Origin of the sequence: Escherichia sp. MOD1-EC4550 (assembly GCF_963876935.1) — a bacterium.
Taxonomy (GTDB): domain Bacteria; phylum Pseudomonadota; class Gammaproteobacteria; order Enterobacterales; family Enterobacteriaceae; genus Escherichia; species Escherichia coli_F.
In genome coordinates, this window is the sequence record NZ_CAWNSE010000009.1 from 60290 (window position 1) to 73817 (window position 13528).

General features: G+C 50.7%; 11 protein-coding genes. 6 read left to right on the forward strand and 5 right to left on the reverse strand.

Annotation, left to right across the window (positions count from 1 at the left end; genetic code table 11):
• Positions 1-23: 23 nt before the first annotated feature.
• Both pntB and pntA read right to left on the reverse strand, forming a co-directional pair.
• Positions 24-1412, reverse strand: a complete 1389-nt coding sequence (gene pntB / locus AACU19_RS05535) for a Re/Si-specific NAD(P)(+) transhydrogenase subunit beta (protein WP_105278784.1) — start codon at positions 1410-1412, stop codon at positions 24-26.
• A 10-nt stretch (positions 1413-1422) separates the two neighbouring features.
• On the reverse strand, positions 1423-2955 hold the full coding sequence (gene pntA, locus AACU19_RS05540) for a Re/Si-specific NAD(P)(+) transhydrogenase subunit alpha (protein ID WP_001219378.1): 1533 nt from the start codon (positions 2953-2955) through the stop codon (positions 1423-1425).
• A 523-nt stretch (positions 2956-3478) separates the two neighbouring features.
• Here pntA and ydgH point away from each other — a divergent pair.
• From ydgH to folM, 3 genes are all read left to right on the forward strand, one after another.
• A complete protein-coding gene (ydgH, locus tag AACU19_RS05545) occupies positions 3479-4423 on the forward strand; it encodes a DUF1471 family protein YdgH (protein WP_000769317.1) in 945 nt (314 codons plus the stop codon).
• 185 nt (positions 4424-4608) lie between these two features.
• The gene (locus tag AACU19_RS05550; RefSeq protein WP_000412394.1) at positions 4609-5991 is read left to right on the forward strand and encodes an amino acid permease; all 1383 of its coding nucleotides are present in this window, start codon (positions 4609-4611) and stop codon (positions 5989-5991) included.
• Between the two features lie 36 nt (positions 5992-6027).
• Positions 6028-6750, forward strand: coding sequence for a dihydromonapterin reductase (gene folM / locus AACU19_RS05555; RefSeq protein WP_105278785.1), 723 nt, complete (start codon positions 6028-6030; stop codon positions 6748-6750).
• On the opposite strand, the gene AACU19_RS05560 is transcribed toward folM, so the two are convergent.
• Entirely contained in the window at positions 6747-7082 is a 336-nt protein-coding gene (locus AACU19_RS05560; RefSeq protein WP_000524861.1) for a GlpM family protein, read from the reverse strand. The genes folM and AACU19_RS05560 overlap by 4 nt on opposite strands.
• Positions 7083-7210: 128 nt before the next feature.
• Here AACU19_RS05560 and rstA point away from each other — a divergent pair, with 128 nt between their 5' ends.
• The 3 genes from rstA to tus all read left to right on the forward strand — a co-directional run bounded on the left by rstA (position 7211) and on the right by tus (position 10241).
• Entirely contained in the window at positions 7211-7930 is a 720-nt protein-coding gene (gene rstA, locus AACU19_RS05565) for a two-component system response regulator RstA (protein WP_105278786.1), read from the forward strand.
• A 3-nt stretch (positions 7931-7933) separates the two neighbouring features.
• Positions 7934-9235: a two-component system sensor histidine kinase RstB gene (gene rstB, locus AACU19_RS05570; protein ID WP_105278787.1), complete on the forward strand. Its 1302-nt coding sequence runs from the start codon at positions 7934-7936 to the stop codon at positions 9233-9235.
• A gap of 76 nt (positions 9236-9311) precedes the next feature.
• Complete coding sequence (gene tus, locus AACU19_RS05575; RefSeq protein WP_105278788.1) at positions 9312-10241, forward strand: DNA replication terminus site-binding protein; 930 nt, start codon at positions 9312-9314, stop codon at positions 10239-10241.
• Here the strand turns inward: tus and fumC are convergent.
• Both fumC and fumB read right to left on the reverse strand, forming a co-directional pair.
• Positions 10238-11641: a class II fumarate hydratase gene (gene fumC / locus AACU19_RS05580; protein WP_105278789.1), complete on the reverse strand. Its 1404-nt coding sequence runs from the start codon at positions 11639-11641 to the stop codon at positions 10238-10240. The genes tus and fumC overlap by 4 nt on opposite strands.
• A 142-nt stretch (positions 11642-11783) precedes the next feature.
• Positions 11784-13430, reverse strand: coding sequence for a class I fumarate hydratase (fumB, locus tag AACU19_RS05585; protein ID WP_105278790.1), 1647 nt, complete (start codon positions 13428-13430; stop codon positions 11784-11786).
• Positions 13431-13528 lie beyond the last annotated feature (98 nt).

The following is a 13528-nucleotide window of genomic DNA, read 5'->3' on the forward strand; positions in this document are numbered from 1 at the left end:
GGCCTCCGCAGAGGCCGTCAAGTTTACAGAGCTTTCAGGATTGCATCCACGCTGGCTTTGGCGTCACCAAACAGCATGTGGGTGTTTTCCTTGAAGAACAGCGGGTTTTGCACACCAGCATAGCCAGTGTTCATCGAACGTTTAAAAACAATCACGTTCTGCGCTTTCCACACTTCCAGCACAGGCATACCAGCAATCGGACTCTTCGGATCATCCTGCGCCGCCGGGTTAACCGTATCGTTAGCACCAATCACCAGTACGGTATCGGTATCAGAAAAGTCATCGTTGATCTCGTCCATTTCCAGCACGATGTCATACGGTACTTTTGCTTCAGCCAGCAATACGTTCATATGCCCAGGCAAACGCCCCGCAACCGGGTGGATACCGAAACGCACATTGATACCACGAGCGCGCAGTTTCTCGGTAATTTCAGCGACAGGATATTGCGCCTGCGCGACTGCCATGCCGTACCCCGGAGTAATGATCACTGAATGGGAGTTTTTCAGCAGTTCCGCTGTCTCTTCTGCGGTGATTTCGCGGTGCTCGCCCACTTCCTGATCATCGCCAGTAGAAGAGCCATCGGTGCCGAAACCACCCGCAATAACGCTGATAAAGGAACGGTTCATCGCCTTACACATAATGTAAGAAAGGATTGCCCCCGAAGAACCGACCAGCGCGCCGGTCACGATCAGCAGGTCGTTGCTAAGCATAAAGCCCGCTGCAGCTGCCGCCCAACCAGAGTATGAGTTCAGCATTGACACGACGACTGGCATATCTGCACCACCGATGGAGGCGACTAAATGCCAGCCGAATACCAGCGCAATAGCGGTCATTATCAGCAATGCCAGCACTTGCAGGCCTACGCTGTCCGTGCGAACAAATACAATCAGCAGCAGGAAGGAAACGACCAGAGCCGCCAGGTTCATTTTGTGACGGTTTGGCAGCATCAACGGTTTAGACGAAATCTTGCCACACAGTTTGCCGAACGCCACCACCGACCCCGTGAACGTTACCGCCCCGATGAAGATACCGAGGAACACTTCCGTCAGGTGAATATTGACCAGAATCGGTTCCATTCCCGCGTCATGATGCAGATAACTGTTAAAACCAACCAGTACTGCTGCCAGACCCACGAAGCTATGCAGGATTGCCACCAGTTCTGGCATTTCGGTCATTTCAACTTTCTTCGCCAGGCGGATACCAATTGCCCCACCGATGACCATCGCCAACAAGATCCAGCCAACATTACCCGTATCCGGTCCAAAGATGGTTGCGATTAACGCAATCGCCATCCCGGCGATACCGAAGTTGTTACCCTGGCGAGACGTTTCATGTTTCGAAAGCCCGGCCAGACTGAAGATAAACAGGATCGCGGCAACAATGTATGCAGCTGTAACTAATCCTCCAGACATATGTTACCCCTTAATTTTTGCGGAACATTTTCAGCATGCGCTGAGTCACGGTGAAGCCACCGAAAATATTAATGCTGGCTATAAGCACCGCGATAAAACTAAGGAAGCTAACCCAGCCGCCCTGGCCAATCTGCAACAGTGCTCCGACAACAATAATCCCTGAAATCGCGTTGGTGACCGACATCAACGGTGTATGCAGCGCGTGCGAAACATTCCACACCACGTAATAGCCGACAACGCACGCCAGCGCGAAAACGGTGAAGTGCCCAAGAAACTCTTTCGGCGCAACGCTTGCCAGCCAGCCGAAAAGGATAATTGCCAGCGCCATCAAGGCATATTTACGCCACGGTGAGCAGGTGCATTTTTCCTCAGTTTTCACTTCCGGTGCCGCTTTTTGTGCCGCCTGCGGCTGAGCTGATACCTGAATCGGCGGTGCCGGCCAGGTAATTTCGCCAGCACGGATCACGGTCACTCCGCGAATCACCACATCATCAAAATCAACCGTGATGTTGCCGTCTTTCTCTTTGCACAACAGTTTCAGCAGATTAACGAGGTTAGTGCCGTAAAGCTGTGAGGATTGCGTCGGCAGACGGCCCGGAAGATCGGTATAACCAATCACTTTGACACCATTTTCCGTAGTGAAAATTTCACCCGGTACGGTGTATTCACAGTTGCCGCCGTTTTGGGCTGCCAGGTCGACAATCACACTGCCCGACTTCATGGAGTCAACCATTTCACGGGTAATCAGCTTCGGCGCTGGTTTGCCTGGAATAAGCGCGGTGGTGACAATGATATCGACCTCTTTTGCCTGGGCGGCAAAGAGCTCCATTTCCGCTTTGATGAACGCATCCGACATCACTTTGGCATAGCCATCGCCGCTGCCCGCTTCCTCTTTAAAGTCCAGCTCGAGGAATTCCGCGCCCATACTTTGAACTTGTTCTTTCACTTCCGGGCGGGTGTCGAATGCACGCACAATCGCGCCGAGACTATTGGCTGCGCCAATGGCGGCCAGACCTGCAACACCCGCACCAATCACCATCACTTTTGCCGGTGGCACTTTCCCTGCCGCCGTGATTTGCCCGGTAAAGAAGCGCCCAAATTCATGTGCCGCTTCAACAATGGCGCGATAACCAGCGATGTTCGCCATCGAACTGAGTGCGTCCAGCGATTGTGCGCGTGAGATACGCGGCACAGAGTCCATCGCCATCACGGTCACGTTACGTTCCGCAAGTTTTTGCATTAATTCCGGATTCTGCGCAGGCCAGATAAAACTCACCAGCGTTGTCCCTGGATTCAGTAACGCAATTTCATCATCTAACGGCGCATTGACCTTCAGAATGATCTCTGACTGCCAGACGTTATTCCCTTCTACAATTTCGGCGCCCGCTTGCACAAACGCTTTATCGTCAAAACTTGCCAGTTGACCCGCGCCGCTCTCTACCGCGACGGTAAAACCCAGTTTCAGCAGCTGTTCCACTGTTTTTGGCGTTGCTGCAACACGGGTTTCATTGGTTAACCGTTCTCTTGGTATGCCAATTCGCATGATATTCCCTTCCATCGGTTTTATTGATGATGGTTTGCCTGTGTCAGGATCCACACAAGCCGCTCATGTACGAGCTAAATGTTACTCCGTTAAAATAAATTAGTAACAAACGCCCTATAACGTACTGAAAATTATGCCTGTGATCTAGCGCCAAAAATCAGTATTTCGGCGTGAACTCGCAAAATATTAACGATTCAGCCGTGATAGTGGGATAAACACCTTAGAACGCTAGATAAAGACTGATAATTATCTTCGGTGGACAGGTAAAACGTGATATCGCCCCGGCACGAATCATTACTTAACATTAAATTAACTTATACAATTCAGTTGCTTCAGTAGTATTGATGCTGATACGGCTGTTTTTTAAGCATAGACCGTCATTTGAACAGGATTAAAATTGGCTTAAGGAATGTGATATGAAAAATGACGCAGACAGTTACACCGTTTAAATGCAATAATCAGCCACGTTTCTCGTTAATAACAATACCAGTACCTGGTTTGCGCAAGGCGAAGGATTATTTTTATGAAGCTTAAGAACACCCTCCTGGCGTCGGCACTGCTTTCTGCTACGGCCTTTTCCGTTAACGCAGCAACAGAACTGACACCGGAGCAAGCGGCAGCGGTTAAACCTTTTGACCGTGTAGTGGTTACCGGTCGTTTTAATGCTATTGGCGAAGCGGTGAAAGCCGTTTCTCGTCGCGCTGATAAAGAAGGTGCCGCCTCTTTTTATGTTGTCGACACTTCTGATTTTGGTAACAGCGGTAACTGGCGTGTGGTCGCTGACCTCTATAAAGCCGATGCTGAAAAAGCCGAAGAAACAAGTAATCGCGTTATCAACGGTGTTGTCGAACTGCCAAAAGATCAGGCCGTTCTGATTGAACCGTTTGATACGGTTACCGTTCAGGGCTTCTATCGTAGCCAGCCTGAAGTCAATGACGCCATCACCAAAGCGGCAAAAGCGAAAGGCGCTTACGCTTTCTACATTGTTCGTCAAATCGATGCTAACCAGGGCGGTAACCAGCGCATTACAGCGTTCATCTATAAAAAAGATGCTAAGAAACGCGTCGTACAAAGCCCGGATGTGATCCCGGCAGATTCCGAAGCGGGACGTGCAGCTCTGGCTGCGGGTGGCGAAGCAGCGAAGAAAGTAGAGATCCCAGGGGTTGCGACAACCGCATCACCAAGTTCTGAAGTTGGTCGCTTCTTTGAAACCCAGTCATCAAAAGGCGGGCGTTACACTGTCACGCTTCCTGATGGTACTAAAGTCGAAGAACTGAACAAAGCAACAGCAGCGATGATGGTTCCATTCGACAGCATCAAATTCTCTGGCAACTATGGCAACATGACCGAAGTCTCCTATCAGGTTGCGAAACGTGCCGCGAAGAAAGGCGCTAAGTATTACCACATCACCCGCCAGTGGCAGGAACGTGGTAATAACCTCACCGTTAGCGCAGATCTGTATAAATAACTATTCAGTTACCACTATAAGGCGGCTTAATGCCGCCTTTCGCATTTTTAGTCACAAATTTCCCCACGACCATTGCATGCAGACACATCTCTTCGTAAAATCCCGCGCTTCAGTGGCAAACTCCATTTTTATGCGTTTTGCCCTAATATTTATTCTTCTAATCACGTTTTAACCACTGGATATCGATGGAAAAGAAACTGGGACTGAGCGCACTCACCGCGCTGGTATTAAGCTCAATGCTGGGCGCGGGTGTTTTCAGTCTGCCGCAAAATATGGCGGCAGTTGCCAGCCCGGCAGCACTGCTCATCGGCTGGAGCATTACTGGTGCTGGCATTTTATTGCTGGCCTTTGCCATGCTGATCCTCACACGCATTCGCCCCGAGCTTGACGGCGGCATCTTTACCTATGCCCGCGAAGGGTTTGGTGAGTTAATCGGCTTTTGTTCCGCATGGGGGTACTGGCTGTGCGCGGTTATCGCCAACGTCTCCTATCTGGTGATCGTTTTTTCCGCGTTAAGCTTTTTTACGGACACGCCGGAATTGCGTCTGTTTGGCGATGGCAATACCTGGCAATCGATCGTCGGTGCCTCGGCTTTATTGTGGATTGTTCACTTTTTGATCCTGCGCGGGGTACAAACCGCTGCCAGCATTAACCTGGTGGCGACACTGGCAAAATTGTTGCCGCTGGGCCTGTTTATTGTGCTGGCGATGATGATGTTCAAACTGGACACCTTCAAGCTCGACTTTACTGGCCTTGCACTTGGCGTACCGGTATGGGAACAGGTGAAAAACACCATGCTGATCACCCTGTGGGTTTTCATTGGTGTGGAAGGTGCTGTGGTCGTTTCGGCGCGTGCGCGTAATAAACGTGATGTAGGTAAAGCAACACTGCTGGCGGTTCTCTCCGCTCTGGGCGTTTACTTGCTGGTAACGCTGCTTTCGCTGGGCGTGGTAGCACGTCCTGAACTGGCTGAAATTCGTAACCCGTCAATGGCCGGTCTGATGGTGGAAATGATGGGACCGTGGGGCGAAATCATCATCGCTGCCGGTTTGATCGTTTCCGTTTGCGGCGCGTACTTAAGCTGGACCATCATGGCAGCAGAAGTTCCGTTCCTTGCAGCCACTCATAAAGCATTCCCGCGCATTTTTGCGCGCCAGAACGCACAAGCTGCGCCATCCGCTTCACTGTGGCTGACCAACATCTGCGTGCAAATTTGTCTGGTGCTCATCTGGCTGACCGGTTCCGATTACAACACATTGCTGACCATCGCCTCAGAAATGATTCTGGTGCCCTATTTCCTGGTCGGCGCGTTCTTGCTGAAAATCGCAACCCGTCCACTGCATAAAGCGGTAGGTGTCGGTGCCTGCATTTATGGCTTATGGTTATTGTACGCCTCTGGTCCAATGCATCTGCTGTTGTCCGTCGTTCTGTATGCGCCAGGGCTACTGGTCTTCCTGTACGCGCGTAAAACGCATACACATGATAATGTACTGAATCGTCAGGAAATGGTGCTGATTGGCATGCTGTTAATTGCCTCAGTTCCGGCGACCTGGATGCTGGTGGGATAACGTTCATCCCATCGTTGGATAGCAAAGGAGATAACGATGGGTAAAACCCAGCCCTTGCCAATATTAATTACTGGAGGCGGCCGTCGCATCGGCCTCGCCCTCGCATGGCATTTCATTAATCAAAAGCAACCGGTGATAGTCAGCTATCGGACACACTATCCTGCCATTGATGGGCTGATGAATGCGGGTGCGCTGTGTATTCAGGCTGATTTTTCGACCAACGACGGTGTGATGGCGTTTGCCGATGAAGTGCTAAAAAGCACCCACGGCCTGCGTGCGGTGTTGCACAATGCCAGTGCGTGGATGGCAGAAAAACCAGGTATGCCACTCACCGACGTACTGGCCTGCATGATGCAGATCCACGTTAATGCCCCATACCTACTTAACCACGCGCTGGAAAGATTACTGCGCGGGCACGGACACGCCGCCAGCGATATTATTCACTTTACCGATTATGTGGTGGAGCGCGGTAGCGACAAACATATTGCCTATGCTGCAAGCAAAGCAGCACTGGATAATATGACCCGCTCGTTTGCCCGCAAGCTGGCACCTGAAGTAAAAGTAAATTCTATTGCGCCATCGCTGGTCCTGTTTAATGAGCATGATGATGCCGAATATCGACAACAGGCGCTGAATAAATCACTGATGAAAACCGCGCCTGGCGAGAAAGAAGTGATCGACCTGGTCGATTACTTACTTACCAGCTGCTTTGTCACCGGACGCAGTTTCCCTCTTGATGGCGGTCGTCATCTGCGTTAATGCAGCTTAATCCAGCATATAATCAACACCCATGCGCTTATCCCCCAGCATGCAACAGAACCAACAAAAGCGGCGGGCAAGCGCATCATTCCGGTGAAATACCACAGCGACGCCAGGTAAACAAAATAGGGAATAATCGACCACATGCTAAAAATGATGGTTGCGCGTAAGGCTTCAATGCCGCGTTCGCTGGCAACAATATAATGCGCGATGAGCGCAAAGGTCGGGAAAAGTGGAATCAGCCCGGCGATATAATAATTTTTCGTTTTTGCTAATACACCAATCAACAGCACTACCAGCGCACCGAGCGCGGCTTTGATTACCAGCCCCATCTTTTTACCTTAACACTTCCATAACAAGTCACCAGTAGAATACCTGATGAAAACTTGTTTAGAAACGATTGATAGTAAGTAAAAACAGCGCGGTGTATTGTGACGTTTTTATATCTACCGTGAATAATATGAACACTATCGTATTTGTGGAAGATGATGCGGAAGTCGGTTCACTGATTGCCGCGTACCTGGCAAAACATGATATGCAGGTTACCGTAGAGCCGCGCGGCGACCAGGCCGAAGAAACTATTCTGCGAGAAAATCCGGATTTGGTGTTACTCGATATCATGCTACCAGGCAAGGACGGCATGACCATTTGTCGTGATTTACGCGCAAAGTGGTCCGGACCGATTGTTCTTCTAACCTCTCTCGATAGCGATATGAACCACATCCTGGCACTGGAAATGGGTGCCTGCGACTATATTCTCAAAACGACGCCCCCTGCTGTTTTGTTAGCGCGTTTACGTTTGCATTTGCGTCAGAATGAGCAAGCCACACTGAGCAAAGGTCTTCAGGAAACGACGCTGACTCCCTACAAAGCCCTGCATTTCGGCACGTTGACCATCGATCCCATCAACCGCGTAGTCACCCTGGCTAACACTGAAATCTCGCTCTCGACAGCTGATTTCGAATTATTGTGGGAATTAGCTACCCATGCCGGGCAAATCATGGACCGCGATGCATTGCTGAAAAATTTACGCGGCGTCAGTTATGACGGACTGGATCGTAGCGTGGACGTGGCTATTTCGCGGTTAAGAAAAAAACTGCTCGATAACGCCGCAGAACCTTATCGTATTAAAACCGTGCGTAACAAAGGCTATCTTTTTGCGCCTCATGCGTGGGAATAAGCGATGAAAAAACTGTTTATCCAGTTTTACCTGTTATTGTTTGTCTGCTTCCTTGTGATGTCTCTGCTGGTCGGGCTGGTGTACAAATTTACCGCCGAACGCGCAGGCAAACAGTCGCTGGATGATTTGATGAACAGTTCGCTGTATCTGATGCGTAGTGAATTGCGTGAGATCCCCCCACACGACTGGGGTAAGACGCTGAAAGAGATGGATTTAAATCTCTCTTTTGATCTGCGTGTCGAGCCGCTGAGTAAATATCATCTTGATGATATTTCCATGCACCGGCTACGTGGCGGCGAAATTGTCGCCCTGGACGATCAGTACACTTTTTTGCAACGCATCCCGCGCAGCCACTACGTGCTGGCAGTTGGTCCTGTTCCTTATCTTTATTACCTCCATCAGATGCGATTACTGGATATCGCCCTGATCGCTTTTATTGCTATTTCCCTCGCCTTTCCGGTGTTTATCTGGATGCGTCCGCACTGGCAGGATATGTTAAAACTGGAAGCAGCGGCACAACGATTTGGCGATGGGCATCTCAATGAACGTATCCACTTTGATGAAGGTTCGAGCTTTGAACGACTTGGCGTCGCGTTTAATCAGATGGCGGACAATATCAACGCCTTGATTGCCAGCAAAAAACAGCTTATTGACGGTATCGCTCATGAACTGCGAACACCGTTAGTGCGCCTGCGTTATCGACTGGAGATGAGCGATAACCTGAGCGCCGCCGAATCCCAGGCGTTGAATCGCGATATCAGTCAACTTGAAGCTTTAATTGAAGAGCTGCTGACTTATGCCCGACTCGATCGCCCACAAAATGAGCTTCATCTTAGCGAACCAGACCTGCCGTTGTGGCTGTCAACGCATCTGGCAGACATTCAGGCAGTAACGCCCGATAAAACGGTACGGATTAAAACGCTCGCGCAAGGCCATTATGCGGCGTTGGATATGCGCTTAATGGAGCGCGTGCTGGATAATTTGCTCAATAACGCCCTGCGCTACTGTCACTCAACGGTTGAAACCAGCCTGCTACTGTCGGGGAACAGAGCGACATTAATTGTTGAGGATGATGGCCGAGGGATCGCCCCAGAAAATCGCGAACACATCTTTGAACCTTTTGTTCGCCTCGACCCCAGCCGCGACCGCGCAACCGGCGGCTGTGGGCTAGGGCTGGCAATTGTCCACTCTATAGCACTAGCAATGGGCGGAACGGTTAATTGTGACACCAGCGAACTGGGGGGTGCCCGCTTCTCGTTTAGCTGGCCGTTATGGCATAACATCCCGCAATTTACCTCTGCCTGACATTACGCGCACGGTGGTCAGGCTGTCGATACTGTGCTATAAAATAAAGTATGTTGTAACTAAAGTGGTTAATATTATGGCGCGTTACGATCTCGTAGACCGACTCAACACTACCTTTCGCCAGATGGAACAAGAGCTGGCTGCATTTGCCGCTGAGCTAGAACAGCACAAATTGCTGGTTGCCCGCGTGTTCTCTTTACCGGAGGTGAAAAAAGAGGATGAGCATAATCCGCTTAATCGTATTGAGGTAAAGCAACATCTCGGCAAAGAGGCGCAGGCGCTGGCGTTGCGTCATTTCCGCCATTTATTTATTCAACAACAGTCCGAAAATCGCAGCAGCAAGGCCGCTGTTCGTCTACCTGGCGTGTTGTGTTACCAGGTCGATAACCTTTCGCAAGCAGTGTTGGTCAGTCATATTCAGCACATCAATCAACTCAAGACTACGTTCGAGCATATCGTCACGGTTGAGTCAGAACTCCCCACAGCGGCGCGTTTTGAATGGGTGCATCGCCACTTGCCGGGCCTAATCACACTTAACGCTTATCGCACGCTCACCGTTCTTCACGACCCCGCCACTTTACGTTTTGGCTGGGCCAATAAACATATCATTAAGAATTTGCATCGTGATGAAGTCCTGGCACAGCTGGAAAAAAGCCTGAAATCACCGCGCAGTGTCGCACCGTGGACGCGCGAAGAGTGGCAACGAAAACTGGAGAGAGAGTATCAGGATATTGCTACCCTGCCACAGGACGCGAAGTTAAAAATCAAACGTCCGGTGAAGGTGCAGCCGATTGCCCGCGTCTGGTACAAGGGAGATCAAAAACAAGTACAACACGCTTGCCCTACGCCGCTTATTGCGCTGATTAATCGGGATAATGGCGCGGGCGTGCCGGACGTTGGGGAGTTGTTAAATTACGATGCCGACAATGTGCAACACCGTTATAAACCACAGGCGCAGCCGCTTCGTTTGATCATTCCCCGGCTGCACCTGTATGTTGCAGATTAACGCCCTGCTTTCATACTGCCGACCATCTGTTTTGGCCGTACCCAGCTGTCAAACTCGGCTTCGCTAAGATACCCCAGCGCAAGGGCCGCAGCTTTTAAGGTCAGCCCTTCTTTATGCGCTTTTTTGGCGATCTCGGCGGCTTTGTCATAACCAATGTGAGTGTTGAGCGCAGTCACCAGCATCAGCGATTCATTGAGTAATTGATTGATTCGCTCACGATTCGGTTCAATGCCCACTGCGCAGTGTTTGTTGAAACTTTCCATGCCATCTGCCAGCAAGCGCACCGATTGCAGGAAATTGTGGATCACCATCGGACGGAAGACGTTCAGTTCAAAGTTACCGGAAGCGCCCCCCATGTTGATCGCCACGTCGTTCCCCATCACCTGACAGCAGAGCATGGTTAATGCCTCACACTGGGTTGGGTTCACTTTCCCCGGCATGATTGAGCTGCCCGGCTCATTTTCCGGGATTGAGATTTCACCAATTCCGCAGCGCGGGCCTGAGGCCAGCCAGCGGACATCATTGGCAATTTTCATCAGTGACGCAGCCAACCCTTTCAACGCGCCGTGCGCCTGAACCAGGGCATCACAGGTCGCCAGCGCTTCAAATTTGTTCGGCGCGGTAACAAACGGTGCGCAGGTAATGACTGCCAGTTCATCTGCCACGCGACGCGCATACTCCGGATGGGTATTTAGTCCAGTACCCACAGCTGTACCGCCCATAGCCAGTTCCGCTACATGCGGCAGGCTGTATTCGATATGTTTGAGATTATGCTCCAGCATCGCTACCCAGCCGGAAATCTCCTGCCCCAGTGTTAGCGGCGTGGCATCCTGCAAGTGGGTACGACCAATTTTGACGATATCGGCAAATGCGCGCGATTTCTCATTCAGCGTCTGTGTCAGGGTTTTAAGCTGCGGAATGAGTTGCTTGCGCAGCGCCAGTAGCGCCGCAACGTGCATCGCCGTCGGAAAGACATCATTGGAACTTTGGCTTTTGTTCACGTCGTCGTTAGGGTGAACTTTACGCTCCATCCCGCGCACGCCGCCAAGTAATTCACTGGCCCGATTAGCCAGCACTTCGTTCATGTTCATATTACTTTGCGTGCCGGAGCCGGTCTGCCAGATTGCCAGCGGGAATTCGTCGTCATGCTGTCCTGCCAATACTTCATCCGCCGCCTGCCGAATGGCGCTCGCTTTCTCTTCAGACAGCAAGCCTAAATCTTCATTAACTTTTGCCGCTGCGCGCTTGGTTAGCGCCAGCGCATGAATCAGTGAGGTGGGCATTTTCTCCGTCGAAATGCGGAAATGCTCCAGCGAGCGTTGAGTTTGTGCGCCCCACAGCTTATCTGCCGGGACATCAATCGCCCCCATCGAATCTTTTTCGCTGCGTACTGTATTCATGGCCTGCTCCTCACCTGATTAATTTTTTCTTTCTGTTTTGCTTTCGTTAAGCAACTTTTAGCTCACTCATTATTTACTATTTGATAACAAATGTTTGGTCTTTCGTGCCATGTAAAAAAACCGCCCCGAAGGGCGGCTCTGTTTATTTCACACAGCGGGTGCACTGTGTGAGTTGTATCTGCTGGAAGAAGTCATTTCCTTTATCATCCACAAGGATAAACGCCGGGAAATCTTCTACTTCAATTTTCCAGATGGCTTCCATTCCCAGTTCCGGATATTCAACACATTCCAGGCTCTTAATACTTCCCTTTGCCAATACTGCTGCCGGACCACCGATACTACCGAGGTAGAAACCGCCGTGTTTTTTACAGGCATCCGTCACCTGCTGGCTGCGGTTGCCTTTCGCCAGCATGATCATACTGCCGCCCTGCGCTTGCAGTTGATCGACATAAGAATCCATCCGTCCGGCGGTCGTTGGGCCAAGAGAACCGGAGGCATAACCTTCCGGCGTTTTGGCCGGACCCGCATAGTAAATCGGATGATCTTTGATGTACTGCGGCAGCCCTTCACCGTTATCCATCCGCTCTTTCAGTTTGGCGTGAGCAATATCACGACCGACGATAATCGTGCCATTCAGCGATAAGCGTGTAGAAACGGGATACTGCGACAACTGTGCGAGGATCTCTTTCATCGGACGGTTAAGGTCAACGCGCACCGCTTCGCCTTCTCCCGCTTTGCGCAGCTCTTCCGGGATATATTTGCCTGGATTATGTTCCAGTTTTTCGATCCAGATCCCCTGACGGTTGATCTTCGCTTTGATATTACGGTCAGCAGAACAGGAGACGCCCATACCGACCGGGCAGGATGCGCCGTGACGTGGCAGGCGAATCACGCGGATGTCGTGAGCGAAGTATTTACCACCAAACTGCGCACCCAGACCAAGATTTTGCGCTTCGATCAGCAATTCTTTTTCAAGTTCCACATCGCGGAACGCCTGACCGTGCTCATTTCCTTCCGTTGGCAGTTCATCATAGTATTTTGCGGAAGCCAGTTTCACCGTTTTAAGATTCGTTTCTGCTGAAGTTCCACCAATAACGAACGCAATATGATACGGAGGACAGGCCGCCGTACCCAGCGTGCGCATCTTCTCAACCAGGTAATTTTTCAGTTTTCCCGGCGTCAGTAACGCTTTGGTTTCCTGATAGAGATACGTCTTGTTTGCCGAACCGCCACCTTTGGCGATACAGAGGAATTTGTACTCGTCACCATCAACGGCATAAAGATCGATCTGCGCTGGTAAGTTAGTGCCGGTATTCACCTCTTTATACATATCCAGCGGCGCGTTTTGCGAGTAGCGCAGATTATCCTCGATATAAGTGTTATAGACACCGCGCGCCAGCGCTGCTTCATCACCGCCACCGGTCCATACACGCTGCCCTTTTTTACCAACAATAATCGCGGTGCCGGTATCCTGACAGGTTGGCAGAACGCCTTTTGCCGCGATGTCGGAGTTACGCAGGAATTGCAGCGCCACATATTTATCATTTTCGCTGGCCTCCGGGTCACGCAGAATATCGGCCACCTGTTGTTGGTGAGCCGGACGCAGCATAAATGACGCATCATGAAACGCCTGACGCGCCAACAAAGTTAACGCTTCGGGTGCGACTTTCAAAATCTCCTGCCCTTCAAATTCAGATACGCTAACGTGTTCGCTGGTTAGCAGGTAATACTCAGTATCATCTTTTTTGAGTGGAAAAGGAGCCTGATAATGAAAGGGTTTGTTTGACATTGTTCTCTCACTTACTGCCTGGTTTGGTTATGCTCTGGGCGGGTGTTCCGTTGCCCTGTTAAAAGCGAGTAACAATATCCTACACAGTTTTTTAACAA